Consider the following 25,846-nt stretch of genomic DNA (forward strand, 5'->3'; position numbering starts at 1 on the left):
CATCGGGCACCGAACGGCATCTATCGGTCATCCTCGGGCACGACGGCCCCCGAACGCCCGAACGACGGGGTGAGGCGGTGGGTGATTTCCTGCGCGCCGTCGCTCGCACCCGGACTCCGCCTCCCACCGCTCGCCTACGATGGCTGGTCGGCTGCGGCCACGGAGGTGCGACATGACCATCGAGACCACCGGCGTCGACGACGTCGACCTCGTCGCTCGTCTGCGGGACGGCGACGACGGCGCGTACGCGGAGCTGTGGCGACGCCACCACGAGGCCGGACGGCGCGCCGCGAGCGCCATCACCAGGACCTTCGACCCCGACGACGTCGTGCAGGAGGCGTTCACGCGCGTCCTGGCCGCCGTGCGCCGCGGCGGCGGGCCGGACGGCGCGTTCCGCCCGTATCTGTACGCCGCGGTCCGCAACGTGGTGGTCGACTGGGGCCGCGCGGGGCGCGGGGTCCAGCTCGTGGAGGAGCCCGCCGACGGCGCGGACCCCGACGCGGCGTTCGACGACGCCGTGCTGGAGCGGACCGTCACCGGGGCTGCCTTCCGCCGGCTGCGCCCGGAGTGGCAGGCGGTGCTCTGGTACACCGAGGTCGAGGGCATGCCGCCGCGCGAGGCGGCCCCGCTGCTCGGCCTGAGCCCCAACGCCGCCGCCGCGCTCGCCTACCGCGCGCGCGACGCGCTGCGGACCGCGTGGCTGCAGGCCCACGTGAACGACGACGCCGCCGAGGACGGCTGCCGGTGGACCGTGGAGCGGCTCGGCGCCTACCAGCGGCGCACCCTCGCGCGCCGGGAGCACGACCGCGTGGAGGACCACCTCGCCACCTGCGTCACCTGCTCAGCCCTCGTCGTGGAGCTCGACGGCGTCGCCGCGAGCCTGCGCGGGGTGCTGCTGCCGCTGGTGCTCGGCCCGGGCGCCGTGGCGCTCGCCGGCGGGACCGGCGTGCTCGCGGGCGGCCCGGCCGTGCCCGAGGTGGCGGGCGGCGTGGTCCGACGGGTGCAGCGGTGGGCGCGGCGCTCGCCGGGGACGGCCGCCACGGTCGCCGCCGCGCTCGTCGTCGGCGTGGGCGCGGTCGCGGCGGGCGGCCTGCTGGCCGCGCGCGACGGCGTGGTGCCCCCGGCGCAGGTCGAGGCCCGGGTGCCGGGTCCGGCGTCGTCGACGGCGCCCGGCGACGGCACGACGGCGGGTGCGCACGACGGCGGGGCGGCAGCGGCGGGAGACGGGCAGGACGACGCGCCGGCCGACGACCGGGCCGGTGCCCCGCGCGGCCTCCGGGCGCCGTCCGGCACGTGGTGGACGACGGTGCCCGCGGCCGCGGTGCCCCGGGGCGGCGCAGCCGACCGTGTCCCGGGCGGTGTCCTGGGCGGTGTCCCGGCCGATCTTCTGGGCGGGGGCGCGGACGGGCCCGCGACGGGCGAGAGCGACGAGCCGGGGGCCGACGAGGCGCCGGCGACGGACGCGCCGGTGGCTCCCGGGACCGAGGACCCGGGTGCTGAGGACCCGGGTGCTGAGGATCCGGGTGCTGAGGATCCCGGTGCGGAGGCTCCTGGCGAGCAGCCGGGCGGTGACCCCGGTGAGGAGACGCCGGGCATCGAGGATCCGGGCACCGAGGATCCGGGTGCTGAGGATCCGGGTGCTGAGGATCCCGGTGCGGAGGCTCCTGGCGAGCAGCCGGGCGGTGACCCCGGTGAGGAGACGCCGGGCATCGAGGATCCGGGCACCGGGGATCCGGGCACTGAGGACCCCGGTGCGGAGGATCCGGGCACTGAGGACCCGGGTGCGGAGGATCCGGGCACTGAGGATCCGGGCACTGAGGACCCCGGTGCGGAGGATCCGGGCACTGAGGACCCCGGTGCGGAGGATCCGGGCACCGAGGATCCGGGCACCGAGGACCCGGCCGTGTCGATCCCCGTCGTCACGGGGATCGACACGGGGGACGGCTTCCTGCTGCCGGTCGTCACGGGCACCGGCGTCCCCGGCGCGGAGGTCCGCGTGCTCGACGCGACCGGCGCCGTCGTCGGCAGCACCACGGTCGGCGAGACGGGTGCCTGGTCGGTGCTCGCCGAGATCGCCGCGCCCACCGCGAGCCTCTCGGTCGTCCAGGAGGTGGGCGGCGTCGTGTCGGACCAGGCGGATGCCGGGCAGGTCACCCTCCGGACGCCGACGGTCGTCGCGCTGGTCGACGGGATCCCCGAGCCGCTCGTGTCGTTCACCGGCACGCCGGGCGAGCACGCGCAGGCGCTTGTGGACGGCACGCCGACCGCGACCGTCCACCGGCTCGGGCTGCTGCCGCTGGAGCGCGTGATCCGCGGGCAGCAGCCGGGGGACCACACGTTCGGCCTGCGCTACTACGACCCCGAGACCGAGCGGTACGGCCTCACCGTGACCCGCGCGTTCGTCGTCGGCGGCCTCTTCGGCTGACCCGCCCGCGGCGCATCGGTCCGCGAGCCGCCGCGAGGTGCGCGTCGGCCGCCGGGCGTGCGCCACAATCGAGGCGTCGCCCACCGCCCGCGCAGGAGGCCCGCATGATCGTCGCGCCGTTCGGCCGCTACACCTCCGGCCGCGTGCCCGACCCGGGCATCGCCGCCCTGTTCACGCGGGAGAACCGGTGGCAGGCGCGGCTCGACGTCGAGGCGGCGCTCGCGCTCGCGGAGGCCGACGCCGGGCTGGTGCCCGCCGAGGCGGCCCGGGCGATCGCGCTCACCGCGCGCATCGAGAAGCTGGACCTCAAGCGGGTGCTGAAGGCCACGAGCGAGGCGAGCCACCCGCTGGTGCCGCTCATCGAGGAGTTCGCGCGCGTCGTCGGCAACCAGCACGGAGGCTGGGTGCACTGGGGCGCCACCACGCAGAACATCACCCAGACGGCCGACGTGCTGGTGCTGCGCGACGCGCACGCACGGATCAAGCAGCTGCTCGGCCGGGCGCTGCGGGCCGGGGCGCGCCAGGCCCGGCTCTCGGCCGAGCTCCCCATGGCCGGGCGCACCCACTCCCAGCACGCCGTCCCCATCACCTTCGGGTTCAAGGTGGCCACCTGGCTCGACGAGCTGGTCGCGCACGCCGACCGCCTGGAGCGGCTGGAGGAGCGGCTGTTCTGCGTGCTCATGGGCGGCGCCGTCGGCACCTTCGCCTCGTTCGGCGCGGCCGGCCGGGACGTCGAGGCGGGGGTCGCGCGGCGGCTGGGGCTGCGCCCGATGCGGGTGCCGTCGCGGGCTATCAACGACGGCATCGTCGAGTACGTGCTCGTGCTGGCGCAGGTCGCCGGGACGATCGGCAAGATCGGCAAGGACGTCTACGCCCTCATGCAGCCGGAGTTCGGCGAGGCGTTCGAGCCGATCCCGGACGGCACCGTGGGCAGCTCGACCATGCCGCACAAGCGCAACCCGCAGCTCGCCCTCGACATGCTCACGATGTCCGCCGAGCTGCGGGCCCTGGCGGCCCCGGCGCTGGAGTCGATGCTGCACGACCAGGAGGCCAACGGCGCCATGACGGCGCTGCTGGAGGACGTCTCGGCGTCGGCCACCGTGCTGGCCGGCGACATGCTCGCCCGCCTCGACGTGGTGCTCGACGGCCTCGAGCTCGACGGTCCGCGCATGCGGCAGAACCTGCGCCTGTCGGCCGGGATGATCGGCTCGGAGTCCCTCATGCTCGCCCTCGGCGAGAAGATCGGCCGCCAGGAGGCGCACGAGGTCGTCTACGCGGTGGCGCAGAAGGCGGCCACCACCGACGCGCCGTTCCTCGACCTGCTCGGCGCGGAGCCCGCGGTGATGGACGTGTTCACCGTGGAGGAGGTGCGCGCCCTGCTCGACCCGTCGGCGTACCTGGGCCGCAGCGTGGAGATCGCCCGCGGCACCGCGCAGGTGGCCGACGACGTCGCCGACCGGCTGCTCAAGGACGCCTGACCGGGCTCGTCGTCGACCGCCACGTATCGCGTCAGGGTTGGTCGCGGAACTCGACCGATTCCGCCGACCACCCAGGACCGCTCCCCCCTCGGCCCGTGGTCAGTCGTCCGAGCGGAACCCGTTGACCTTGTGCGTGCCGTCGCACCACGGCGGGATCGCCGTGCCGCCGCAGCGGCACATCGCCACGGTCGCCCGGTGGCGCGGCACCTCCTCGCCGTCGGGCCCGACGACGGTGACGGGGCCGCGGACCAGGAGCGGCCCGTCGGGGCAGGGGGTCAGGGACACCTCCGCCCGGGCGCCGGCCCGCGCGTCGTCGCCGGCCTCCTCCTCGGCGAGCCGGTGCCCCAGCGGGCCGGTCCAGTCGCTGACCCAGCGCGCGACGGCGGGGCAGACGGTGGTCGTCGCCATCGTGCCCGCGCCTCAGGCCGCCGGCAGCGGGACGCGCAGCGCGGACTCGCCGTGCTGCCACCGCTCCATCGCGTACGCGCCGACGTCGCCCTCGACGGCGAGGCACAGCGCGGCGCCCCACAGCACGTCGTCGCGCAGCGCCGGCTCCTGCTCGGCCAGGCGGCCGGCGAGGTCGCGCCCGGCGATCTGCTCGTGCACGGCGTCGGCCTCGACGTGCTCGTCGAAGTAGCCGGTCACGGACTCGTCGTGGCCGAGCCGGCGCAGGCCGTTGCCGTACTGGCGGCACGGGATGGACGAGGTCATCTCGTAGGCGGCGAGGTGGCCGACGATCGCGCCGCGCAGGCGCCGGTGCAGGCCGAGCAGCGACATGGCGTTGACGGCCACCAGCGTGACGGCGGGGACGGCGTCGAGGTAGGCGCCGTAGGTGGCGTCGAGCCCCATGCCGCGCATGGTCCGGGCGTACAGCTCGTGGTGCATGTGGCCCGGGTGGCCGCCGCCGTACTCGTCGGACTGGATCTCCACGAGCGCGGCCTTCGGCACGCCGGACAGGCGCGGGATCGCCCAGGTGTGCGGGTCGGCCTCCTTGAGCTGGTAGATCGACCGCAGGGCGATCAGCTCGCGCGCCTGGGCGGCGTCGGCCTTGCGCGCGACGTACCGCGACAGGCTCGGGCTGTCGTCGTCCGCGGCGAGCTGGAAGAGCCGGGCGGCGACGCCCCCGGCGTCGGTGGCGTCGCACTGCGGCTGCGGCACGCGGGCGCGCAGCGCGGCCTCGAACGGCCGCTCGACGCGGGCCCGCAGCGCGAGCAGGCCGGGGTGCCATTCCCAGGCGTCGTCGACGCCGTCGACGCCGCGGTAGTGCAGCTCGTACATCACGAGCAGGGCGAGCTGGACGTCCTCGGTCAGGACGACGGCGGTGGCGTCCGGGCCGTCGATGCCGACCGCCTCGAGGGCGGCGGCGACGGGGGCGAGGGGGTCGGTGCCGTGCGCGCCCGGGTCGACGTCGTCGGGCGACCCGGCGGTGAGGGCGGCGAGCAGCGTGGTGCTCACGGGGCCGCGCGGCTGCGGGGCGGGCATGCGGTGCGACGCCGTCGTGGGCGTCGGGTCGGTGTGCGACGTGGTCGTCGGAGTGGTCATGGGGCCTCCCGGTCCGGCGGAGGCGCCACCGGTGGCGGCGCAGGCTGCGCGGCTCAGCCTGCGGCACCGCGGCGTCGCTCGCGCGGGGAGATCCGGGTGAGGCCGCGGCGCGACCGCGTCATCGCGTCAGGGGTGGTTCCGGAGCTCGCCCGGAGGCGGAACCGACCCGGACGGGATCCGGGCCTCAGGCGCCGGACGTCGCGGCCGCGCGCCGGCCCCACGCAAACCACAGCGCGGGCCCCAGGAGCGGCAGGAACAGCGCCACGACGACCCACGTCAGCGTCGTGACGGGCGCGACGCCCCGGCGGCGCAGCACGTCGACGACGGCCGCCAGCGTGAGCAGCACGACGACCGTCCACACCCAGTCGTAGGCGGCGGGCAGGAACGGCACGATGCCGGCAGGGTCCTCCATGGGCCGGAGCGTAGCGAACCGGCAGGCCGCCGCGGCAGGGCCGCCGCGCCGGTCAGGGAGCCGGCGGTCCCTGCCCGGCCAGCCGCAGGGCCCGGCCCGCGACCCCGACGGCGAGCACCCCCGCACCCGCCAGCACCGCCGTCGTCGGCAGCGTGAGGCACAGCGCCGCACAGCCGGCCGCGCCGAACACCTGCAGCGCGCGCGGGAACCGGCGCTCGCGCCCGGTCTGCGTGAACGCCGCCACGTTGGCCACCAGGTAGTACGCGAGCACGCCGAACGAGCTGAAGCCGATCGCGCCGCGCAGGTCCACGGCGAGCACCAGCACCACGACCACCGCCGCCACCGCCAGCTCCGCGCGGTGCGGCACCCGGTGGCGGGGGTGGACGGCGGCGAGCGGGCGTGGCAGGTCGCGCTCCCGCGCCATGGCCAGCGCGGTGCGGCTGATGCCGGCCAGCAGCGCCAGCAGCGCCCCGAGCGAGGCCACCGCGGCGGCGACCCGCACGAGCGCGCCGGCTCCGGGCGCCCCGGCGGTGGCGTCGGACAGCGGCGCCGAGGACGCCGCGAGCCCGTCCAGGCCGAGCGCCGCCAGCAGCGTGGCGCCCACGAGGGCGTACACGACGACGGCGACCGCCAGTGCGATGCCGATCGCGCGCGGGATGGTGCGGCGCGGGGCGCGCACCTCCTCGCCCAGCGTGGCCACGCGGGCGTAGCCGGCGAAGGCGAAGAACAGCAGGCCGGCGGCCTGCGGCACGCCGAGCCAGTCGCCCGGTGTCGCGGGCTCGACGGCGGTCAGCGGCACCGGCCCGGCGCCCGGGGCGGGCCCGCGCCCGGCCCAGGCCGCCGCCAGGGTCACCGCGAGCGCCGCCAGCACGAACGTGACGATCCACCGGGCCAGCCGCGCGGTGCGGGTGATCCCGCGGTAGGCGGCCGCGGCGAGCGCGACGACGGCGAGGGCGGCGGCCAGGCGCCGCCACGGCTCCGGCGCGTCGGCGGGGACGGCGTACGCGGCGAAGGTCAGCGCCATCGCGGCGCAGCTCGCCGTCTTCCCGACGACGAAGCCCCACCCGGCCACGAACCCCCACCACGGCCCGAGGCGCTCGCGGCCGTACACGTAGGTGCCGCCCGAGGTGGGGTACTGCGCGGCCAGCTGGGCCGAGCTGGTGGCGTTGGCGTAGGCGACGGCGGCGGCCAGGGCGAGCGCCACCAGCAGCGCGGCCGGCGCGCCTGTGGGCAGCACCGCCTGCGCGGCGGGCGCGAAGGCGGCGAACACGCCGGCCCCGATCATCGCGCCGAGCCCGATGACGACGGCGTCGGCGGTGCTGAGGCGCCGGGCGAGCTGGTCCACGGGGGGATCCTGTCCGCCGCGCGGGCCGCGGCGCCCGCGCCGCGCCGCGCGTCACCTGCCGGACACCTGGCATGTGTGCGAGATCTCCACAGGTTCACCCGCCGTTTCCTGTGTTTGTCCAGGTTGGGGCGCCAGAATGGGTGACATGTCATCGAGGACGAGCGAGCCGACGACGCCTCTGCGGGCCTTCGCGCCCGCGCGCGTCGCCGCGGCCGGCCTCCTCGCCCTCGCGGGCATGCTGCCCCTCGGCGCGACGGCCTCCGCCGCCGAGGCCGCCCAGATCGTCGCCGCCGTCCAGCCCCACGTCGTGGCCGCGCAGGCGCGCGCCCAGGCGATCGAGCAGGACCTCGACGCGGCCGAGCACGTGCTGTGCACCCTCCCGGCGGACCTGCGGGACGCCGTCCGGGACGCCGTGGTCTCCGTGCGCGCCGCCACCGCGGAGGCCCGCACGGCGCTGTCCCGCGCGACCGACGCGGTCGAGGCGGCGGACGGGCGCGCCGCCGCCGCGCTGTTCGACGCGCAGGTGGCGCTCGACGCCGCGGCGGCCCAGCTGCGCTACGTCGCCGACCAGGTCGCCGGCGTCGACGCCGACGTCGCGGCCGCGCTGGCGCGTCTGCAGGGGCACGTGGACGACCTGCGCGGCGAGGCGAGCCGCGCGGCCTGACGCCGTCCGGGTCGGTTCGCGTCGGCCGGGCTCGGCCTGGGGCGGCCGGGCTCAGGCGACCGGCTGCACCCCCAGCTCGGCCAGCAGCCCGCGCACGCGCCGCTCGATCTCGTCCCGGACCGTGCGCACGGTCTCGAGGTCCTTGCCGGCCGGGTCCTCGAGCTCCCAGTCCTCGTAGCGCTTGCCGGGGAAGATCGGGCAGGCGTCGCCGCAGCCCATCGTCACGACGACGTCGGACGCCTGCACCGCCTCGGGCGTGAGCACCGTCGGCCGCGCGGACCGGATGTCGATGCCGCGCTCCAGCATCGCCTCGACGGCCACGGGGTTGATGCGGTCGGCGGGCATCGAGCCGGCGGAGCGCACCTCCACCGCGCCGCCGGACAGCTCACGGAGGAACCCGGCGGCCATCTGGGAGCGGCCGGCGTTGTGGACGCAGACGAACAGGGCGGACGGCATGGGGTTCCTCTCGGTGCCGGGCCGGGCGGGGTGGGCCGGGCCGGGCGGGCGCTGCGCTGGGACGCCGCCGATCGTCCCACGCCGCGGCGCCCACGACGAGGGGCCGGCCACGACCCCGGACGAGGCTGTGCGCGGTCAGCAGGCCGTCCTCGACCGGACAGGCCGCAGGGCTCTTGCCATCGGCTGAACAATCGTTTAGCGTACTGAACATGCGTTCAGCCAGCGAGGACCTCACCACCCGCGCCCGCATCCGCGACGCTGCGGTGCTGCGGTTCGCGCGCTCGGGGTTCGGGGCGTCGCTGCGCGCCGTGGCCGCCGACGCGGGGGTGAGCCCGGCGCTCGTCGTCCACCACTTCGGCTCCAAGGAGCGCCTGCACGCCGCGTGCGACGAGCACGTGCTGGCATGGATCCGCGAGGCCAAGCGGGAGAACCTCGCCGCGGCCACCTCGGGCCGGCTGGTCGAGGTGCTGGCGTCGGCCGAGGCGCAGTTCGCGCCGATGGTCGGCTACGTGCTGCGGTCGCTGCAGGACGGCGGCGCCGTCGGGCGCGCGTTCGTGGAGCAGATGATCGCCGACGCCGAGCAGTACACGGCCGAGGCGGTGGAGCAGGGGCTCGCGCGGCCCAGCCGGGACGAGAAGGCCCGCGTGCGCTACCTCGTGCTGTCCGCGCTGGGGGCGCTGCTGCTGTCGCTCACGCTTGACCCGCCGAGCGACCCGCAGGACGTCGGCGCCGCCGTGCGCCGCTACCTGGACCAGATGGCGCTGGCGTCGATCGAGCTCTACACCGAGGGCTTCCTCACCACCCACCGCATGCTCGACGACTACCTCGCGTACGCCCCCGACCCGCCGGGCTGACCCGCCGGTCGGGCACGCCCGGTCCACCGGGCTCCCCTCCCCGTCGGCGCACGCAGGCGCGCCGGCTCCCTCGACGTCAAGGAGGCGAGCGTCGTCATGACCGCTCCCGTCATCGAGATCCACGACCTGCGCAAGTCCTTCGGCGCGGTCCGGGCCCTGGACGGGCTCGACCTGACCGTGCAGCCCGGCGAGGTCGCCGGGTTCCTGGGCCCCAACGGGGCCGGCAAGTCCACCACCATCCGCGTGCTGCTGGGCCTGCTGCGGGCCGACGGCGGCACCGCCCGCCTGCTCGGCGGCGACCCGTGGGCCGACGCCGTCGCGCTGCACCGGCGGCTGGCGTACGTGCCGGGCGACGTCAGCCTGTGGCCCAACCTCACCGGCGGCGAGGCCATCGACCTGGTCACGCGCCTGCGCGGCGGCGCCGACCCCCGGCGCAAGGCCGAGCTGCTGGAGCGGTTCGAGCTCGACCCGACCCGCAAGGCACGCACCTACTCCAAGGGCAACCGGCAGAAGGTCGCGCTCGTCGCGGCGCTCGCCTCCGACGTCGAGCTGCTCGTGCTCGACGAGCCGACCAGCGGCCTGGACCCGCTCATGGAGGCGGTGTTCATGCAGGAGCTGCGCGCCGCGAAGGAGCAGGGCCGGTCGGTGCTGCTGAGCAGCCACATCCTGTCGGAGGTCGAGAAGGCCTGCGACACCGTGACGATCATCCGCGCCGGCCGGTCGGTCGAGTCCGGCACGCTGGCCGAGCTGCGGCACCTGACTCGCTCGGCGGTCAGCGCCGTCGTCGCCGGCGACGCCACCGCGGTCGCGAGCCTGCCCGGCGTGCACGACGTCGTCACGACGCCCGCGGCGGGCGGCACCCGGGTCCAGCTCGACGTCGACGCCGCGCACGTGGGAGGTCTCCTGACCACCCTCGGGCGACTCGGCGTCCGCTCCTTCACCGCGGCGCCGCCGTCGCTGGAGGAGCTGTTCCTGCGCCACTACGGCGACGCCGCTCCCACCGACGGCGCCGCCGGCGACGGCCAGCGCCGTCGGACGACGGCGGGCGCACGATGACCGCCGTCGCGGCCCCCGGGCCGCTGGTGCGCGCCCGTCCCGCCCGGACGTCGACGCTGACCGGCACCGGCCGGATGCTGCGGCTCATGCTGCGCCGCGACCGGTGGCGGCTGCTGGTGTGGACGGCCGCCGTCGCCGCGCTCTACGCGTCGGCGCTGGGCGAGTACGTGCTGCTGGGGGCGGACGGGCTGCAGGCGCGCGCCGTGCTCATGCGGACCCCGGCGATGATCACCCTGGCGGGCCCCGGCTACGGGCTCGACGACTACACGGTGGGTCCGGCGGTGGCCAACGAGCTCGTCCTGTGGATGCTGGTGGCGCTCGCCGTGCTGAGCATCCTCGAGGTGGTGCGGCACACCCGGGCCGAGGAGGAGAGCGGCCGCTCGGAGGTTCTGCGGGCGGGCGCCGTCGGGCGGCACGCACCCTCCGTGGCCGCGCTGCTGCTGGTGGTGCTCGTCCAGGCGGTCGTCGCGGTGGTCACCGGGGCCGTCGTCGCCGGCGTCGGGCGGCTGCCGGCCGGCGAGTCGTTCGCCCTGACGGGCGCCATCGCGGTCGGGGCGCTCGTCTTCGCGGCGGTCGCCCTCGTGGCGGCACAGGTCTCGGAGCACGCGCGCACGGCCACCGGCCTGTCGCTCGCCGTGCTGGGGGCGGCGTTCGTCGCCCGCGCCCTGGGCGACGTGCAGGGCGACCTGGAGGTCGAGCACGGCACCGCCCTGTCGTGGCTGTCGCCGATCGCCTGGGTGCAGCAGACCCGCGCGTTCGTCGACCCGCGCTGGTGGCCGCTCGGGCTGAGCCTGGCGGTGACCGCCGTCCTGCTCGCGGTGGCGGCGGTGCTCGGCTCCCGGCGCGACTTCGGGGGCGGGCTCGTCGCCCCCCGGGGCGGCCGGGCGGACGCCGCGGCGGCGCTGCGCGGCCCGCTCGCCCTCGCCTGGCGCCAGCAGCGCGGAGGCCTGGCCTGGACGACGCTCGGGCTCGGCGCGATGTGGTTCGCCACCGGCGGGGTGGTCAGCTCGCTGCCGGCGGTGACCAGCACGCTGCTCGAGAACCCCGTCTACCGGGCGATCCTCGGCGAGGGCGACCTGGTGCGGGCGTTCCTGCGGGTCATCGGCCTCTACGTGGCGCTCGGCGCGGGCGCCTACGCCGTGTCCGCCACCCTGCGGCTGCGCACGGAGGAGCAGGTCGGCCGCACGGAGTACGCCCTGGCGACGGCGACCGGCCGGCACCGCTGGCTCGGCGCCCACCTGGTCGTCGCGGCCGCGGGTGCCGTCGTCGTGCTGCTCAGCGGCGCGCTCGCGCTCTGGGCAGGTGCCGCCGTCACCGGGGTCACGGACCCCTCGTTCGGTGACCTGGTCGGGCTCGGGGCGGTGTACCTGCCCGCGCCCGGGGTGCTCCTCGGTCTGGGCGTCGCGCTGTACGCATGGGCGCCGCGCGCGGAGCCGGTGCTGTGGGCGCTGTTCGCCTGGTCGTTCGTGGTGGGCCTGTTCGGTGACCTGCTGCGGCTGCCGGACGGGGCGCGCGGGGTCTCGCCGTACTGGTGGGTGCCCGACCCGCTCGTCGGCCACGTCGAGGTCGCGCACCTCGTGGGCCTGGCTGCCGTCGCCGCGGCGCTGGTGGTGCTGGCCTTCGTCGGCTTCCGCCGCCGGGACGTCCCCGCCGCCTGAGGGGCGCGCCCGCCCGCGGGGCGGGCGCCCGGCGTCCCGCCCCGCGGCGTCCCGGCGTCCTGCGCCGTGGCCGTGCGCCGCGAGCGGCGTCGTGCACGACTACGGTGGAACGCCGTGACCCGTCCCACCTCCACGCCCACGTCCGGCGCGTCCACGGCCCCCGGCACGACGGGCGAGCCGCTCGCCCAGGGCCTGCGGCCCCGCCACCTCACGATGATGGGCCTCGGCTCCGCCATCGGCGCCGGCCTGTTCCTCGGCTCCGGCGTCGGCGTCGCCACCGCCGGCCCCGCCGTGCTCGTCAGCTACGCCATCGCCGGGGTGCTCGTCATCCTCGTCATGCGGATGATGGCCGAGATGGCCTCGGCGCTGCCCGCCTCCGGCTCGTTCTCCGTGTACGCCGAGGCGGCGCTCGGGCGCTGGGCCGGGTTCCTGCTCGGCTGGCTCTACTGGTTCATGCTGATCATGGTGCTCGGCGTCGAGGTCACCGGCGTGGCCGGGATCGTGAGCGGCTGGTGGCCGGACGTGCCGCAGTGGGCGGTCGCCGCCGTCGTCGTCGCGGTGCTCGGCGGCCTCAACCTCACCGGCGTGAAGAACTTCGGCGAGGCCGAGTTCTGGTTCGCCGCGATCAAGGTCGCGGCCATCGTCGCGTTCCTCGTGGTCGGCGTGCTCGTCGTCGTGGGCGTCATCCCCGTGGCCGGCGGCGCGCTGGGCGACTGGGCGGCGCACGGCGGGTTCGCGCCGGCGGGCTGGTCGGGCATCGCCGCCGGCCTGCTGACCGTCGTCTTCGCGTTCGGCGGCATCGAGATCGTCACCATCGCCGCGGCCGAGGCGCGCGAGCCGTCCACCGCCGTCGCCCGCGCCACCCGCACCATCCTGTGGCGCATCCTGGCGTTCTACGTGGGCTCCGTGGCGATCATCGTGCTGCTGCTGCCGTGGGACGACGCGGCGGCGCTGGAGTCGCCGTTCGTGTCCGTGCTGCAGCTCGCCGGGGTCGGCTGGGGCGCGCGCGCCATGGAGGTCGTGGTGGTGCTCGCGCTGCTGAGCGCCTTCAACGCCAACGTCTACGGCACCTCCCGGATGCTGTTCTCGCTGGCCGAGCGCGGGGACGCGCCGCCGGCCGCGGCGCGCGTCTCGCGGCGCAACGTGCCCGTGGTGGCCGTGTGGGTGTCCGTCGCGTTCGGCGTCGTCGCCGTGCTGCTCAACTGGCTGCTGCCGCAGGCGCTGCTCGGCGTGCTCCTCAACGCCGTGGGGTCGGCGCTGCTGGTGGTGTGGGTGCTGGTCGCCGTGGCGCAGCTGCGGCTGCGCCCGCGCCTGGAGGCCCGCGCGCCGGGCGGGCGCCTGCCGCTGCGCATGTGGGGCTACCCGTGGCTGACGTGGTTGGTGCTGGTGGCGCTCGCCGGCCTGGTGGTGCTCATGCTGTCCGACGCCGCCGCCCGCGCGCAGGTCGCCGCGACCGCGGGCCTCGTCGTCGTCATCCTGGCCTGCTACGCGGTCACGACGGCGGTGCGCCGGCGCCGCCTGGCCGCCCCCGTCTCGCCGAGATAGAGAACCCCCGCGCCGAGATAGAGAACCCCCGCGCCGAGATAGAGAACCCCGCGTCGAGATCGTCGGGACCTGCGCCGCGAGCGCGCTCGCCTCGGTCGACCGCCGCTAGGGTGGCGCGGGTGGACACCGCGTCGGACCGCCCCGAGCTGCTCGACACGGTCATGGGCTACGACCGCTGGGGCGATCGGTCGCGGCGGGCGATCGCCTGGGGCGCCGGCCTGGCGGTGGCGATCGGAGTCGCCGTCCTGTGGGGGGTCGTGCCGGCGCTGTGGCGCACCCTCGACCGCGCGCCGTGGCTCGGCGCCGCGGCCGAGCGCGGCGCACCGCTCGACACCGTCGGGGACACGGCCTTCGTGGCGCTCTACGCCGCGGCGCACCTGGCGTTCGTCGCGCCGGCGCTCGTGCTGGCCGCGACCATGCTGGTGCACCGCCGGCGCCGCGGTCCGCGCGCGCGGGTCTCGACGCCGGTGTTCGTCGCCGTCCACGCGCTGGCGATGGTGCAGCTGATGTTCCTCGTCGCGACCGCGAGCGACCCCGCCACCAGCCACGGGATGGACGACCGGGTGCTCGACGCCGGGGTGAGCATCTGGGGGGCGGACGCGATCGTCCGCGGCTGGTACGTCGGTATCGCGTCGCTGGTGCTGATGATCGCCGCTGCGGGCGTCGCCGCCCGGGTCCGCCGCGACCGCCAGGTCGCCGTCTTCCTCGGCCTGCTGGTCCTCGCGCTCGCGGTGCCCTGGGTCGCCTTCGGCGTCGACTACCTCGTGCCGCCGCGCGTCTGACCGAGGCGGCTGCTACGTCCCGCGCCAAGACGCGGAACCCCCGTGCCGAGACGGAGAGCTCTCTATCTCGGCGCGGGGGTTCTCTATCTCGGCGTGAAGGGGACTACCTCGCGCGGGAGGTCGCCGGCGCCTCGGCCCCGGCACGCTCGGCCCCGGCACGCTCGGCCCCGGCATGCTCGGCCCCGGCATGCTCGGCCCCGGCACGCTCGCCGTCGGCCGCGGCGTCCGACGGCGCCCCACCCGTGTCCTCGCGTGCCGGCTCGGCCTCGGTCACGTCGGTCGTCTCGGCCTCGTGCGGCTCCGGCTCCCGCTTGGGCGGGCGCACCGTGGGCACCTCGCCGACGATCGGGATGGGCCGGCGGTGGAACGGGAATCCGTACCGGGTCACCAGCCCGGCCAGCGTCGTGACCTTGTTGCGGGGGCCCACCAGCGACATGATGTGGACGAACAGCCACACGAGCCAGGCCAGGCCGGCAGTGAGCTTGATCCGGGCGCTGGTGCCCGGGATCGCGATCTCGGCGATGGCCGCGCGGCGGCCGATCACCGCCATCGTGCCCTTGTCGAAGTAGCGCAGCGGCTCGGTGGGACGCCCCTCGAGCAGCGCGCGGATGTTCTTGGCCGCCTGCTTGCCGCCCTGGATGGCGGGCTGGGCGAGCTGCGGCAGGTCGTCCGGGGTGGCGGCGATGTCGCCGATGGCGAAGACGCCCGGCCGGCCCTCGACCTGCAGGTCCTGCCCCACGACGACGCGGCCGTTCTTGGCGCGCGGCAGGTCCCAGTCGTCCACCTCGGCGTGCGGGCCGACGCCGGCCGACCACACCACCAGGTCGGCCGGGATCCGGGTGCCGTCGGTGAGGAGCACGCCGTCCGGCCGCACCTCCGCGACGCCGGCGCCCAGGTGCAGCGACACGCCGCGGCGCTCCAGCTCCTTGGCGGCGTACTCGCGCAGCCGCGGGTGGAACGCCTTGAGCAGCTCCTTGCCGCGCTGGACGATCTTCACCTCGAACGCGTCGCCGTGGATCTCCGGGAAGGCGGGGGCCAGGCCGGCCGTGCGCAGCTCGGCCAGGGCGCCGGCGACCTCCACGCCGGTGGCGCCGCCGCCCACGACGACGACGCGCAGGCCGTCGTCGGTGGTCGCGCTGAACGCCGAGTTCTCCAGCCGGATGAACAGCTGGTCGCGGATCCGCAGCGCCTGCGAGCGCGAGTACATCGGCAGCGCGTGCTCCTTGGCGCCCGGGGTGCCGAAGAAGTTCGCGGTGACGCCGTTGGCGATGACCAGGTAGTCGAAGTCGACCCACTCGTCGTTCAGCAGACGGATGCGCCGGGCCGCGTGGTCGATGCCGACCAGGTGCTCGTGGACCACCCGCACGTTGCGCTGCTTCAGGTGCAGCCCGCGCAGCCAGTACGTGACGTCACCGGCGTTGAGGCCGCCGGTGGCCACCTGGTACAGCAGGGGCTGGAAGGTGTTGTAGACGCGGCGCTCGACGAGCGTGATGCGGACGGGCGCGTCCGCCAGGCCCTTGACGACGGCCAGGCCCGCAAAGCCGCCGCCCACGACGACGACGTGGGGTAGGTCGGCACCGGGTGCGTGCGTGACGGTCACGCAGGGGTCTCCTCTCGCTCGCTGCCCGGCGGCGCACCGCCGTCACAGCGGCGGCGTCGCCGGCGACCTGTCTACGGTAGCCCAGCCACCGGCGCTGTACCGCAGCCACCGGGTGCGACGACCATCACCCCGCGCGGCCGGCCTCGCACGGCGGGTCGGCTCGACCCCGCCGCCGCGCAGGGTGCGGCCGACGCGTCGGCCCTGGCAGGAGGAGAGGACCAGCATGGAGACCATCACCGCGGACGTCGTCGTCGTGGGGCTCGGCGCGTTCGGCAGCGCAGCCCTGTGGCGGCTCGCGGAGCGGGGCGTCGACGTCGTCGGCATCGACCGGTTCGACGTCGGGCACGACCTCGGGTCGTCGCACGGCCTGACCCGGCTGTTCCGGGTGGCCTGCAAGGAGCACCCGGGCCTGGCCCCGATCGCGCGCAGGTCGCTGGAGCTGTGGACGGCGCTGGGGGAGCGGTACGGGGAGACGTACGTCGAGCAGGGCGGCTGCCTCAACGTGGGCGCGCCGGGCTCGAGCGCCGTCGCCGGCACCGTCGCGGCCGCGGAGGGCGCCGGCGTGCCGCTCACGCACCTGGACCACGACCGGTTCGTCGCCGCCTACCCGCAGTACGCGGCGTCGGACCCGACGGCGGTCGCGGCGCTCGACCCGGAGGGCGGCATCTGCTTCCCCGAGCGGAACGTGCGGGCCCACGGCCGCGCCGCGGCGGAGGCCGGCGCGCGGATCTACCCGGGGACCCGCGTGACGGAGGTCGAGCTGGTCGACGGCGGCGTCCGCGTCGTGACGCCGACCGTGACCTTCGAGGCGGCGCAGGCCGTGGTGGCCGCCGGGGCGTGGAACGGCAAGCTGCTGCCCGACCTGCCGCTGACGCCGCGGCGCACCCCGCTGTACTGGTTCGCGCCCAAGGCGGACGCGACCGAGTCGTTCGACATCGCCGACTTCCCGTCCTTCGTGTACGAGCTGCCGGACGGCAGCGGGCTGTGGGGCCACGGCAGCGGCGACGGCTTCCACATCAAGATCGGGCTGTGGGAGGGGGCGGGCATGTTCCACGACACCGACCCCGACGAGCTCGACCGCTACATCCATCCGCACCGCGACATCGACATGCTGGCCGAGGCGGTGGCGGCCGCGTTCCCGCAGATCGACCCCGTGCCGGTCAAGGTGATCCCCTGCATGATCACCAACTCGCCCGACGAGCAGTTCCTCGTGGGGCGCCCCGGCGGCGACCCGCGGCTCGTGGTCGCCGGCGGCGACAGCGGCCACGGGTTCAAGCACGCCGCGGGCATCGGGGAGCTGCTCGCGCAGATCACCGTGGGCGAGACGCCGTACACGGCCGTCGACTTCATGGACCCGGACCGCTTCCGGGCCTGACCCGGGGTCCGTGAAGGCGCCGCCCGGGGCTCAGGGCGTCTGCGGCTCCGCCGTGACCAGCAGCGTGGTCGAGTCGTCGTCGGACTCGATGCCGGACATCCGCTGCTCGATCACCTCGAGGTCGAGCACCACCTGGGCCGTGGCGCGCAGCTCCTCGAGCCGCCGGGAGATGCGCGTGCCGCGCCGCTCGACCAGCCCGTCGGTGTACAGCAGCAGCGACTGGCCGTCGCCGATCGTCAGCTCGCCGTGCTGCAGCGGCCCGCGCAGGTACCCCAGCGGCGGGTTGCGGACGACCTCCACCCACCGGGCCTCGCCGTCGTCCACCAGCAGCGGCGGCAGGTGGCCGGCGCTGACGTAGTCGAACGTGCCGGTGCGCGGGTCGAGGACGCCGGCCAGCAGGGTGGCCATGTCGTCCGGCAGCAGCTGTTTGGCCAGCCGGTCGAGTGCCTCGACGGCGGGCGCGGCGGCGCCGTGGGCGACCATGAGGGAGCGCAGCCCGTTGCGCAGCTGGTTCATGGACGACGCGGCGGCCATGCCGTGCCCGGCCACGTCACCGATGGCCAGGGCGATGCGCCCGTCCGGCAGGGGGAACGCGTCGTACCAGTCGCCGCCCACCCGGCCGCCGTCGGCGGGCCGGTAGCGGGCCTGGAGGTGCCACCCGGCCGGGCGGGGCAGCTCGTCCGGCAGCGAGGAGCGCTGCAGCGCCAGTGCCGCCCCGATCTCGGGCCGCGTGCGGCGGTAGAGCGCCTCCACGGCCAGGCGGCGCACGGCGACCGCCGACTGGACGTCGTCGTCGGTCCAGGGCCGGCTGCTGCCGCGCACCAGCTCGCGCCACTGCGCGAACGACCGCCGCGGCCCGATGCGCACCGTGCCGTCGTCCGCGCGGGTCACGGTCTTCGAGCGCGGGTCCCCGCCCCAGGTGACCTCGCGGGTCACCTCGCGGCGGAACAGCGCCAGGGCGTCGCCGTCGGGCAGCGGCACGACCAGGGCGCCGGCGACCTCGCCGAGCCCCTCGGCGAGCGCGGGGTGCTGGGTGGCCAGCGCGTCGGAGATGAAGACGTCGGTCCCCGCGGCCCGGGCGGCGGCGAAGACCCGGTCCACCGCGGCAGGCACCGTGCCCACGCTGGTCACGGCGCCGCCGGTGCGCAGCGCGGCGCCGTCGACGTCGAGCAGCCGCAGCAGCTCTGGCCGCGCGATCGTCGCGCCCACCGGCTCGTCGTCGGCGGGCGTGGCCAGGGTGGTGAGCTCCGCCGAGATCGCCTGCGCCCGCTGCGCCCGGTCGGCCGCCGCGCGGACCACCATCTGCAGGGACAGGCCCGAGGCGAGGGTCTCGGCGGCGGCGCGGACCTCCAGCGACGGGGTGTGCGCGCCGGAGTAGTGGTGGCAGGCCACCATGCCCCACAGGCGGCCCTCGTCGAGCAGCGAGATCGACATCGAGGCACCCACGCCCATGTTCGCCAGGTACTGCAGGTGCACCGGGGAGACCGACCGCAGGCCGGCGAACGTGAGGTCGGCCGGCTGCCCGGTGCGCGGGTGCAGCACGGGCACCAGCCGCGCCGGGCGCGCCCGCACGTCGGAGATGAGGCGCAGCCAGCTCTTCTCGTACAGCGCGCGCGCCTGCGGCGGGATGTCCGAGGCCGGGTAGTGCAGTCCGAGCAGCGGCTCCAGGTCGTCGCGCCGCGCCTCGGCGACGACCTCGCCGTTGTGCTCGGGGTCGAAGCGGTAAACCATCACGCGGTCGAACCCGGTGAGCTGGCGCACCCCGCGCGCGGCCAGGTCGTACAGCGCCTGCAGCGACCCGACCGACGACGCCTGCCGCAGCAGGGCGTAGGCGGTGCGGAACGCCTCGCCGGCGTCGGGGGCGTCGGGGGCCAGCGGCTCGAGCTCGACGATCACGGTCCCGGCGGCGGTCCGGTGCGCGGTGGCGACCCACGGCCGGTCCTGGATCGTCACGCGGTGGAGGTTGTCGGCGAGCGGCCCCGTCGCGGCGGCCTCGGCCAGGTGCAGGCGCTCGACGGCCCCGGCGCCCAGCAGCTCCTCGGCGGGGCGGCCGAGAGCGGCCTCGACGTCGGCCCCGAGCAGGTCGGTCACGCTGCTGGAGGCCTGGACCACGGCGCCGTCGTCGAGCACGAGCAGCACGCCGCGCGCCTGGATCGCGCCGGGGACGTGGATCGGCTCGGCGGCGCAGGCTTCCAGGTCGACGTCGTCGTCCGTCACGACCTGCGGGATGTCCACACGCGCTCCCGGGCTGGAGGAGGCCGGGCATCGTGCCGGACCGCGGCGACCGTACCACGGCGTGTCGGCGCGGTCGCGAGGCGCGGTGGGCGCTCGCGGGCTCCCCGGGCACCCTTCGGACCACCGTCGGGCCCGCCGGTCGGTCAGGACGTCGGGGCCAGGTTCCAGCCCTCGATCGTGCGCAGGCCGTGGCCGTGCCCGAGCAGGCAGATCGCCGCGGTGCCCAGCTCCAGACGGGCGGCCAGGCGCGGGTCCGCGCCGATCCACGCCGTGGCCAGCACGCGCAGCAGGTGGCCGTGCGCGACGACGAGCACGCTGCCGCCCGCGGCGAGGGTCGGCTCCACCCGCGCCACCACGGCGTCGGCGCGCGCCCGGACGTCCTCCAGCAGCTCGCCCGGGCTGCCTCCGGAGCGCTCCGGGTCGGGCGGCAGCACCCGCACCCCGTCGGCGAAGATCTCGAAGTCGTGCCCGAGCAGCCCCGACAGCTCCTTGGAGGTGCGACCCTCGACGGGGCCGTAGTCCCACTCGGCGAGGTCCGGGTCGACGACGGCGTCGGGGTGGCCGACGATCTCCGCCGTGCGCCGCGCCCGCCGGCGCGGCGACGTGTAGACGGCGGCGAAGTCGTAGGCGGCGAGCGCGCGCGCCGCCTGCCGGGCCTGCGCCTCGCCGGCGGCGGTGAGGGGGACGTCGGTCAGGCCGGTGTGCTGCCCGGAGGCGGACCACTCGGTCTCGCCGTGGCGCAGCAGCACCAGCTGCGGGGCTGCGGCAGGGTCGATGGCCATGGGCCGATCGTCGCGCAGGTCGGCGCAGCGCGCCTCGGCCGAACTGGGCGAGCGCGGGGTCCGGGGGGCCGGCCGCGTCGAGGGCCCGGCGTCAGGCCCCGGCGTGAGAGCGCGGCGCACGGATCGTGAGCCTGCGTCTCACGGCCGCGGCTGCCGGGAACGGCGAGATCTCGCCCCTCTCGTGAGCGGTCTCACACCGCCGCGCGGGGCGCTGCGGTGGTGGCGACACTGGGTATCGCCCCAGAATGGACGCCTCGCCCGCAACGGCGCGGGCCGGACCGCGTGCACCGCAGCCCGTGCGCAGCTAGGAGGAGGACACATGGCCGAGGCCCACGAGAGCACCTACCGCTCGATCGCCAACCCGCGACGCACCACGCTCGTCGGGCGCACCGCCGCCGAGGCGGCCGCGCCGATGCGTGACGAGAGCGTCCTGCGGGGCGAGGACGACGCCGTCGAGCGCTGACGGCGTGGTCCCGCGCTGCGCCGCCCGCCGACGGCGGGCCGCGGACGTCGCGCGACCGGACGGTCACGAGGCCGCCTCCCGACGCCGGGAGGCGGCCTCGTGCGTCAGAACCGGCGGTGGTCCGGGATCGGCAGCTTGGGCCCGCGGCGCGGGGCCACCGCCCGGCCCTGCAGCGTCAGCAGCCGGACGACCCGGTGGCGGTGCGGCGCGTACGGCGCCAGCAGCCGCAGCATCCCGGCGTCGTCGGTGCGCTCGCCGGCCAGCGCCCAGCCGACCGCCGCGGGCAGGTGGAAGTCGCCCACCGAGACCGCGTCGGCGTCGCCGAACGCCCGCTGCGCGACCTCGGCCGACGTCCACACCCCCACGCCCGGCACCTTCTCGAGCCGCTCGCGCGCCTCGGCGCCGGTCATCCCGCACGCCTCCTCCAGCCGGGGCGCCACCTGCGCGCACCGCGTCGCGGTCCGGGCCCGGCCCGGGTCCACGCCGGCGCGGTGCCAGTCCCACACGGGCACGCGGGCCCACGTGCGGGCGTCGGGCACCACCCGCATGCCGTCCGGGGCCGGGCCGGGGGCGGGCGAGCCGTGCCGGGTCACCAGCCAGCGCCAGGCGCGGTGCGCCGTGACGGTCTGCACGCGCTGCTCCAGCACCGCGGGCACCAGCGCCTCGAGCACCCGGCCGCTGCGGGCCATCCGCATCCCGGCGGCCCGCCGGTGGGCGTCGACGAGCTGCTCCGGCGGCGCGAAGCCCGAGGCGTCGTCGTCCTCGCCGAGCAGCGCCGGCACGGCGTCGGCGGCCTCGCGGGCGCCGTCGCCCCACAGCTGCACCAGCACCTCGTGCGGCCCGGCCGGCACGAACCGCTGCGTCACCGGCCCGGTGCGCAGCAGCGAGGTGCGCCACAGGGAGCCGTCCGCGGCCCGGTGGAAGGTGGGGTCCGCCGGCCCGTGCCCGAGCGGGGCGAGGGTGAGGGCGACGTCCAGCCGGCGCGGCGAGACGTGGCGGACGGTGAGCACGGGTCCAGTCGATCACGGATCGGGACGCCGCTGCGCATGCGGCCGGGCGCGGCGGGCCCGACGATGGCCGCGGCGAGGACGACCCGGGAGGCCGCATGAGCGAGGGTGGGACGCGCCGCGGGGCGCCCGCGGGCCAGGGCGCCGACGTCGACCTCGACCGGCGCACGGTGCTGTCCGGAGTGCTGTTCGGCGCCGGGGTCGCGGCGTCGATGATCGACCTGTTCGTCTTCCACCTCGGCCTCCAGTGGCACCACTTCTACGACTTGTCGACCACCCGGGTGGCGCTGCTCGCCGACGGCGTCTTCCACGCCTTCGGCTGGTTCGTCACCGTCGCGGGGCTGTTCCTGCTGGCGGACGTGCGCCGGCGCGCGGCGGTGCGCTGGGCGCGGTGGGTCGGTGCCGTGGTCGCGGGCGTCGGGCTGTTCCAGCTCCTCGACGGGGTCGTCAGCCACAAGCTGCTGGGCATCCACCAGATCCGCTACGGCGTGGACCTGCTGCTCTACGACGTGGTGTGGATCGGGTCGGCCGCCGTGCTGCTGGTGGCCGGGCTGGTCGTGGTGCGCCGCACCCGCCCGGCGCCGGCCGCGGGGTGACCGTGGCGGGGCACGGGCCGGGGCACGACCCGGGGGTCCCCGGCGGTCACGACGCCTCGGGCGGGTTCGCGCCGTCGGGCTGGGTGGCGCTCGACGTCGTGGTCGTGCTCCTGCTCGCGGGCGCGGGGGTCGCGTACGGGGTGGGCGCGGCGCGCGCCCGCGGCCGCGGTCCGTGGCCCTGGCCGCGGACCCTGAGCTGGTACGCCGGAGCGGCCTGCGTCGGCGCCGCGCTGGTCGGCCCGCTCGCGGCGGCCGCGCGCGGCGCGTTCACCGCGCACATGGCCGGGCACGTGCTGCTCGGCATGCTGGGGCCGCTGCTGCTCGTGCAGGCAGCGCCGGTGACCGTCGCGCTGCGGGCCCTGCCCGTCGCGGCGGCCCGGCGGCTGACGCGGGCGCTGCGCGCCCGGCCGGTGCGGGTGCTCACCCATCCCGTGACGGCGGCGGTGCTGGACGGCGGGGGCCTGTGGCTGCTGTACACGACGGCGCTGTACCCCCGGATGCACGCCTCGGCGCTCGTGCACGCGGCCGTGCACGCCCACGTGCTGCTCGCGGGCTACCTGTTCACCGCCGCGCTCGTGGGGGTCGACCCCGACCCGCACCGCGCGTCCGTGCGGGTGCGGGCAGCGGTGCTGGTGGCGTTCGTGGCCGCCCACTCCGTCCTGGCGAAGTGGGCCTACGCGCACCCGCCCGCCGGCGTGCCGGGCGGCGACGCGCGGCAGGGCGCGCAGCTCATGTACTACGCCGGCGACGTAGTCGACGTCGCCCTGATGGTCCTGCTGCTCGCCGGCTGGTACGCGGCGGCCCGCCCGCGGACGCCCGCCGTCGTGGCGGGCGCCGCCGGCGCGGCACGGCGCGAGGCGGCCTGAGGGCGCCCGGCCGGCTCAGTCGAAGAGGGTTCCGAGCTCCCACTGCGGCGCGGTCTCGCGCGCGCCGGCGCGCCGCGGCTCGGCGCCGGCCGACGCCGCCACCGGCTCGCCGGTGCGCGTGCGGGCGGGCACGACGTCGGCGTCCGCGGGCAGGTCGGCGATGAGCACCGAGCCGATCTCGCCGCGGCCCTCGGCCCAGTCGCGGGCGGCCAGGCCGGCGAGCTCGTCGGCGCGCTCGTTGAACGGGTTGCCGACGTGGCCGCGCACCCAGCGGAACCGCACGGGGCCCTCGCGGTCGGTGATCGCCCGGTCGATGGCCTGGACGAGCTCGAGGTTCTTCACGGGGGAGCCGGACGCCGTGCGCCAGCCCTTGCGGCGCCAGCCCTCGATCCACTCCGACGCGCACCGGATCGCGTACTGCGAGTCGGCCTCGATGAGCAGCGGTTCGGCACCGGGGTGCGCCTCGACGGCGCGCAGCACGGCGGTCAGCTCGGCGACCTGGTTGGTGCCGGACGCCGCGCCGCCCGAGTCGAAGCGGCCGCCCTCGTGAGCGACCCACGCCCAGCCGATGGCCCCGCCCGGGTTGCGCAGGCACGAACCGTCGGTGCTCACGATGATCACGGGCAGGCATTCTGCCCCGTACCGCCGACACAAGCGACCACCTGGGCGCCGACGCGCCGCGCGGCGCCCGAGCACGGGGCGGTCCGCGGGCGTCCTGCGACGTCACCGCCGCCGCCCGCCCGCCGTCGTGGGACCGCGCCGCCGCCCGCGCAGGTCCGCGGATTGGGACGGGCGAAACCGCCGGGGCCCCGCGCGGCGGGATCATGCGGGCATGGCCACCCCCACCCCTGCCGAGCGCGCCGCCGGCCAGCACCCGTCACGCCACCGCACCCCGGCCGACGTCCGCCGCTGGCGCCGCTACCTCGCGGACGAGCGCGCGGAGGCCGCCGTCTACCGCGACCTGGCCGGACGCCGCTCGGGCGAGGAGCGCGAGATCCTGCTCGCGCTCGCCGAGGCGGAGCGCCGCCACGAGCAGCACTGGCTCGACCTGCTGGGCGACGACGCCGGACGCCCGCTGCGCGGCGACCTGCGCACCCGGGCGCTGGGGTGGCTCGCCCGGCGCTTCGGCGGCGTCTTCGTGCTCGCGCTCGCCCAGCGCGCCGAGGCCCGCTCGGGCTACGTGGACGAGGCGGACGCCACCGCGGCGATGGCCGCCGACGAGAAGATCCACGAGGAGGTGGTGCGCGGCCTGGCCACCCGCGGCCGCAACCGGCTCTCGGGCACGTTCCGCGCGGCAGTCTTCGGCGCCAACGACGGCCTGGTGTCCAACCTCGCCCTGGTGCTGGGCATCGGCGCCTCGGGCGCGGCGCAGCACACCGTGCTGCTCACCGGCCTTGCCGGCCTGCTCGCCGGCGCCCTGTCGATGGGCGCGGGGGAGTTCGTCTCGATCCGCTCCCAGCGCGAGCTGCTCGAGGCCTCCACGCCGGGCGCCGACGCCGCCCGGGCGCTGCCGCACCTGGACGTCGACGCCAACGAGCTCGCGCTCGTCTACCGGGCCCGCGGCATGGAGGCGGCCGAGGCGCAGGGGCACGCCGACGCCGTCCTGGCCCGCCTCGCGGCTGCGGGCACCATGACCGGCACCGGGGCCGTCCCGGTGGCCCCGACCGCGCGCGACCTGCACGCCACCCGGGCCGCGGAGGCGGACGCCGGTGTCGAGGCCGACGACCTCGAGACGCACGGCACCGCCTGGGGCGCCGCGCTGTCGAGCTTCTGCTTCTTCGCCTCGGGCGCCGTGATCCCGGTGCTGCCGTACCTGCTCGGGCTCGAGGGCCTGACGGCGGTGGCGGTCGCCGCCGCGCTCGTGGGCGTGGCGCTGCTGGTCACCGGTGCCATCACCGGCCTGCTGTCCGGCACGTCGCCCCTGACCCGGGCGCTGCGGCAGCTCGCGATCGGCTTCGGCGCGGCAGCGGTCACCTACCTCCTCGGCCTGGCGTTCGGCACCTCCGTGGCGTAGCGCGCCGCCCCGCGGGCCCCGGCGACGGGGTCGCGGCCATCGGTTGCGAGGTCCCGCGGGCCTGTGCACCCTGGCCGTACCGGTCCTCGTGGCCGGACCGACGGTGACGCGCCGGGCTGCTGCCCGACGCCGGATCCGCGGACGCAGGGGGGAAGCCATGACACGACGCGTCGAGCGCGCCGCCAGGCCGGGGGGCCTGCGCCGCTGGCTCGTGCGCGCCGCGGCCGCCACGGCCGGGGCGTGCGGGGCCACCGCGCTCGGCGTCGTGCTTGCCGCCGGGGCGTCCGCCGACGAGGCGCGGCCCGGGCTCGGCGACGTGCTCTCTCCCGTCACGACGACGGTCGAGCGGGTGGCCGAGCCGGTCACCGCCACCGCGCGGACCGTGACGAAGCCCGTCGCCGCCACCGTCGAGGCGGTCACCGCGCCGGTGACGGGCCGATCGGCGCCGGCCGCACCGGAGCCGGCGCCCGCGCCTGAGCCCGAACGTGCCGCGCCGGAGCCTGCGCCTGCCGCGCCGGAGCCTGCGCCTGCCGCGCCGGAGCTTGCGCCTGCCGCGCCGGAGCCTGCCGCCCCCGAGCCGGCGCCCGAGCCCGCGACGGCTGCGTCGAAGCCCGCCGCACCGAAGCCGGCGCCCGCCCCGGAACCCGCCCCGGCGAAGCCTGCCGAGTAGCCCGCGTCCCAGCCCGCCGAC

The 25,846-nt window shown here is 76.9% G+C and carries 24 protein-coding genes; 14 read left to right on the forward strand and 10 right to left on the reverse strand.

Annotated elements, in window-relative coordinates; translation table 11 throughout:
* Positions 1 to 172: 172 nt before the first annotated feature.
* On the forward strand, positions 173 to 2,425 hold the full coding sequence (locus GSF02_RS05605; protein WP_159793604.1) for a sigma-70 family RNA polymerase sigma factor: 2,253 nt from the start codon (positions 173 to 175) through the stop codon (positions 2,423 to 2,425).
* 104 nt (positions 2,426 to 2,529) lie between these two features.
* Complete coding sequence (locus tag GSF02_RS05610) at positions 2,530 to 3,903, forward strand: lyase family protein (RefSeq protein ID WP_159793606.1); 1,374 nt, start codon at positions 2,530 to 2,532, stop codon at positions 3,901 to 3,903.
* A 99-nt stretch (positions 3,904 to 4,002) separates the two neighbouring features.
* Here GSF02_RS05610 and GSF02_RS19075 read toward each other — a convergent pair whose 3' ends face one another.
* The 4 genes from GSF02_RS19075 to GSF02_RS05630 all read right to left on the reverse strand — a co-directional run bounded on the left by GSF02_RS19075 (position 4,003) and on the right by GSF02_RS05630 (position 7,202).
* Positions 4,003 to 4,311 carry a CDGSH iron-sulfur domain-containing protein gene (locus tag GSF02_RS19075; protein WP_159793608.1) on the reverse strand — a complete coding sequence of 103 codons (309 nt, stop codon included), beginning with the start codon at positions 4,309 to 4,311 and terminating at the stop codon, positions 4,003 to 4,005.
* Between the two features lie 12 nt (positions 4,312 to 4,323).
* On the reverse strand, positions 4,324 to 5,445 hold the full coding sequence (locus GSF02_RS05620; protein ID WP_235915386.1) for an iron-containing redox enzyme family protein: 1,122 nt from the start codon (positions 5,443 to 5,445) through the stop codon (positions 4,324 to 4,326).
* A 184-nt stretch (positions 5,446 to 5,629) separates the two neighbouring features.
* Entirely contained in the window at positions 5,630 to 5,857 is a 228-nt protein-coding gene (locus GSF02_RS05625) for a PLD nuclease N-terminal domain-containing protein (RefSeq protein ID WP_159793610.1), read from the reverse strand.
* 52 nt (positions 5,858 to 5,909) lie between these two features.
* Complete coding sequence (locus GSF02_RS05630; protein WP_159793612.1) at positions 5,910 to 7,202, reverse strand: APC family permease; 1,293 nt, start codon at positions 7,200 to 7,202, stop codon at positions 5,910 to 5,912.
* A gap of 145 nt (positions 7,203 to 7,347) precedes the next feature.
* Here GSF02_RS05630 and GSF02_RS05635 point away from each other — a divergent pair, with 145 nt between their 5' ends.
* Positions 7,348 to 7,866: a hypothetical protein gene (locus tag GSF02_RS05635; protein ID WP_159793614.1), complete on the forward strand. Its 519-nt coding sequence runs from the start codon at positions 7,348 to 7,350 to the stop codon at positions 7,864 to 7,866.
* A gap of 51 nt (positions 7,867 to 7,917) precedes the next feature.
* Here the strand turns inward: GSF02_RS05635 and GSF02_RS05640 are convergent, their stop codons facing one another.
* Positions 7,918 to 8,322: an arsenate reductase ArsC gene (locus GSF02_RS05640; protein ID WP_159793616.1), complete on the reverse strand. Its 405-nt coding sequence runs from the start codon at positions 8,320 to 8,322 to the stop codon at positions 7,918 to 7,920.
* 209 nt (positions 8,323 to 8,531) lie between these two features.
* Here GSF02_RS05640 and GSF02_RS05645 point away from each other — a divergent pair, with 209 nt between their 5' ends.
* The 5 genes from GSF02_RS05645 (at position 8,532) to GSF02_RS05665 (ending at position 14,217) form a co-directional block, all read left to right on the forward strand.
* Positions 8,532 to 9,176, forward strand: a complete 645-nt coding sequence (locus GSF02_RS05645; RefSeq protein ID WP_159793618.1) for a TetR/AcrR family transcriptional regulator — start codon at positions 8,532 to 8,534, stop codon at positions 9,174 to 9,176.
* 96 nt (positions 9,177 to 9,272) lie between these two features.
* The gene (locus GSF02_RS05650; protein WP_159793620.1) at positions 9,273 to 10,232 is read left to right on the forward strand and encodes an ABC transporter ATP-binding protein; all 960 of its coding nucleotides are present in this window, start codon (positions 9,273 to 9,275) and stop codon (positions 10,230 to 10,232) included.
* On the forward strand, positions 10,229 to 11,890 hold the full coding sequence (locus tag GSF02_RS05655) for an ABC transporter permease (protein WP_159793622.1): 1,662 nt from the start codon (positions 10,229 to 10,231) through the stop codon (positions 11,888 to 11,890). The genes GSF02_RS05650 and GSF02_RS05655 overlap by 4 nt, the downstream gene beginning before the upstream one ends.
* A 213-nt stretch (positions 11,891 to 12,103) precedes the next feature.
* On the forward strand, positions 12,104 to 13,435 hold the full coding sequence (locus GSF02_RS05660) for an amino acid permease (RefSeq protein ID WP_159793698.1): 1,332 nt from the start codon (positions 12,104 to 12,106) through the stop codon (positions 13,433 to 13,435).
* Positions 13,436 to 13,554: 119 nt separating this feature from the next.
* Complete coding sequence (locus GSF02_RS05665) at positions 13,555 to 14,217, forward strand: hypothetical protein (RefSeq protein WP_159793624.1); 663 nt, start codon at positions 13,555 to 13,557, stop codon at positions 14,215 to 14,217.
* A gap of 103 nt (positions 14,218 to 14,320) precedes the next feature.
* On the opposite strand, the gene GSF02_RS05670 is transcribed toward GSF02_RS05665, so the two are convergent.
* Positions 14,321 to 15,817: an NAD(P)/FAD-dependent oxidoreductase gene (locus GSF02_RS05670; protein WP_159793626.1), complete on the reverse strand. Its 1,497-nt coding sequence runs from the start codon at positions 15,815 to 15,817 to the stop codon at positions 14,321 to 14,323.
* A gap of 223 nt (positions 15,818 to 16,040) precedes the next feature.
* Here GSF02_RS05670 and solA point away from each other — a divergent pair, with 223 nt between their 5' ends.
* Positions 16,041 to 17,192, forward strand: a complete 1,152-nt coding sequence (solA, locus tag GSF02_RS05675) for an N-methyl-L-tryptophan oxidase (protein WP_159793628.1) — start codon at positions 16,041 to 16,043, stop codon at positions 17,190 to 17,192.
* Positions 17,193 to 17,222: 30 nt separating this feature from the next.
* Here solA and GSF02_RS05680 read toward each other — a convergent pair whose 3' ends face one another.
* Both GSF02_RS05680 and GSF02_RS05685 read right to left on the reverse strand, forming a co-directional pair.
* Positions 17,223 to 19,427, reverse strand: coding sequence for a SpoIIE family protein phosphatase (locus GSF02_RS05680; RefSeq protein WP_159793630.1), 2,205 nt, complete (start codon positions 19,425 to 19,427; stop codon positions 17,223 to 17,225).
* A gap of 143 nt (positions 19,428 to 19,570) precedes the next feature.
* A complete protein-coding gene (locus tag GSF02_RS05685; protein ID WP_159793632.1) occupies positions 19,571 to 20,209 on the reverse strand; it encodes a histidine phosphatase family protein in 639 nt (212 codons plus the stop codon).
* 319 nt (positions 20,210 to 20,528) lie between these two features.
* Here GSF02_RS05685 and GSF02_RS05690 point away from each other — a divergent pair, with 319 nt between their 5' ends.
* A complete protein-coding gene (locus GSF02_RS05690; RefSeq protein WP_159793634.1) occupies positions 20,529 to 20,672 on the forward strand; it encodes a hypothetical protein in 144 nt (47 codons plus the stop codon).
* Between the two features lie 104 nt (positions 20,673 to 20,776).
* On the opposite strand, the gene GSF02_RS05695 is transcribed toward GSF02_RS05690, so the two are convergent.
* Positions 20,777 to 21,682 carry a DNA-3-methyladenine glycosylase family protein gene (locus tag GSF02_RS05695; protein WP_159793636.1) on the reverse strand — a complete coding sequence of 302 codons (906 nt, stop codon included), beginning with the start codon at positions 21,680 to 21,682 and terminating at the stop codon, positions 20,777 to 20,779.
* Positions 21,683 to 21,777: 95 nt separating this feature from the next.
* Here GSF02_RS05695 and GSF02_RS05700 point away from each other — a divergent pair, with 95 nt between their 5' ends.
* Both GSF02_RS05700 and GSF02_RS05705 read left to right on the forward strand, forming a co-directional pair.
* Positions 21,778 to 22,275, forward strand: coding sequence for a DUF2243 domain-containing protein (locus GSF02_RS05700; protein ID WP_159793638.1), 498 nt, complete (start codon positions 21,778 to 21,780; stop codon positions 22,273 to 22,275).
* A gap of 2 nt (positions 22,276 to 22,277) precedes the next feature.
* Positions 22,278 to 23,141, forward strand: coding sequence for a cytochrome c oxidase assembly protein (locus GSF02_RS05705; protein ID WP_408003861.1), 864 nt, complete (start codon positions 22,278 to 22,280; stop codon positions 23,139 to 23,141).
* Positions 23,142 to 23,156: 15 nt separating this feature from the next.
* On the opposite strand, the gene GSF02_RS05710 is transcribed toward GSF02_RS05705, so the two are convergent.
* On the reverse strand, positions 23,157 to 23,762 hold the full coding sequence (locus tag GSF02_RS05710; RefSeq protein ID WP_159793640.1) for a ribonuclease H family protein: 606 nt from the start codon (positions 23,760 to 23,762) through the stop codon (positions 23,157 to 23,159).
* Positions 23,763 to 23,973: 211 nt separating this feature from the next.
* Between GSF02_RS05710 and GSF02_RS05715 the strand changes: the two genes are divergently transcribed.
* Both GSF02_RS05715 and GSF02_RS18550 read left to right on the forward strand, forming a co-directional pair.
* Positions 23,974 to 25,155 carry a VIT1/CCC1 transporter family protein gene (locus GSF02_RS05715; RefSeq protein WP_159793642.1) on the forward strand — a complete coding sequence of 394 codons (1,182 nt, stop codon included), beginning with the start codon at positions 23,974 to 23,976 and terminating at the stop codon, positions 25,153 to 25,155.
* 157 nt (positions 25,156 to 25,312) lie between these two features.
* Positions 25,313 to 25,825: a hypothetical protein gene (locus tag GSF02_RS18550; RefSeq protein ID WP_201308814.1), complete on the forward strand. Its 513-nt coding sequence runs from the start codon at positions 25,313 to 25,315 to the stop codon at positions 25,823 to 25,825.
* Positions 25,826 to 25,846: the final 21 nt, after the last annotated feature.

Origin of the sequence: Puerhibacterium puerhi, from assembly GCF_009846865.1 — a bacterium.
Lineage (GTDB): Bacteria > Actinomycetota > Actinomycetes > Actinomycetales > Cellulomonadaceae > Puerhibacterium > Puerhibacterium puerhi.

Bases quoted from the DNA above. Each gene is read 5' to 3' on its own strand.
- GSF02_RS05605 (WP_159793604.1), top strand. From the start codon at position 173: ATGACCATCGAGACCACCGGCGTCGACGACGTCGACCTCGTCGCTCGT.
- GSF02_RS05620 (WP_235915386.1), bottom strand. From the start codon at position 5,445: ATGACCACTCCGACGACCACGTCGCACACCGACCCGACGCCCACGACG.
- GSF02_RS05660 (WP_159793698.1), top strand. From the start codon at position 12,104: ATGATGGGCCTCGGCTCCGCCATCGGCGCCGGCCTGTTCCTCGGCTCC.
- GSF02_RS05635 (WP_159793614.1), top strand. From the start codon at position 7,348: ATGTCATCGAGGACGAGCGAGCCGACGACGCCTCTGCGGGCCTTCGCG.
- solA (WP_159793628.1), top strand. From the start codon at position 16,041: ATGGAGACCATCACCGCGGACGTCGTCGTCGTGGGGCTCGGCGCGTTC.
- GSF02_RS05610 (WP_159793606.1), top strand. From the start codon at position 2,530: ATGATCGTCGCGCCGTTCGGCCGCTACACCTCCGGCCGCGTGCCCGAC.
- GSF02_RS05645 (WP_159793618.1), top strand. From the start codon at position 8,532: ATGCGTTCAGCCAGCGAGGACCTCACCACCCGCGCCCGCATCCGCGAC.
- GSF02_RS05655 (WP_159793622.1), top strand. From the start codon at position 10,229: ATGACCGCCGTCGCGGCCCCCGGGCCGCTGGTGCGCGCCCGTCCCGCC.
- GSF02_RS05690 (WP_159793634.1), top strand. From the start codon at position 20,529: ATGGCCGAGGCCCACGAGAGCACCTACCGCTCGATCGCCAACCCGCGA.
- GSF02_RS05685 (WP_159793632.1), bottom strand. From the start codon at position 20,209: ATGGCCATCGACCCTGCCGCAGCCCCGCAGCTGGTGCTGCTGCGCCAC.
- GSF02_RS05640 (WP_159793616.1), bottom strand. From the start codon at position 8,322: ATGCCGTCCGCCCTGTTCGTCTGCGTCCACAACGCCGGCCGCTCCCAG.
- GSF02_RS19075 (WP_159793608.1), bottom strand. From the start codon at position 4,311: ATGGCGACGACCACCGTCTGCCCCGCCGTCGCGCGCTGGGTCAGCGAC.
- GSF02_RS05700 (WP_159793638.1), top strand. From the start codon at position 21,778: ATGAGCGAGGGTGGGACGCGCCGCGGGGCGCCCGCGGGCCAGGGCGCC.
- GSF02_RS05625 (WP_159793610.1), bottom strand. From the start codon at position 5,857: ATGGAGGACCCTGCCGGCATCGTGCCGTTCCTGCCCGCCGCCTACGAC.
- GSF02_RS05715 (WP_159793642.1), top strand. From the start codon at position 23,974: ATGGCCACCCCCACCCCTGCCGAGCGCGCCGCCGGCCAGCACCCGTCA.
- GSF02_RS18550 (WP_201308814.1), top strand. From the start codon at position 25,313: ATGACACGACGCGTCGAGCGCGCCGCCAGGCCGGGGGGCCTGCGCCGC.
- GSF02_RS05650 (WP_159793620.1), top strand. From the start codon at position 9,273: ATGACCGCTCCCGTCATCGAGATCCACGACCTGCGCAAGTCCTTCGGC.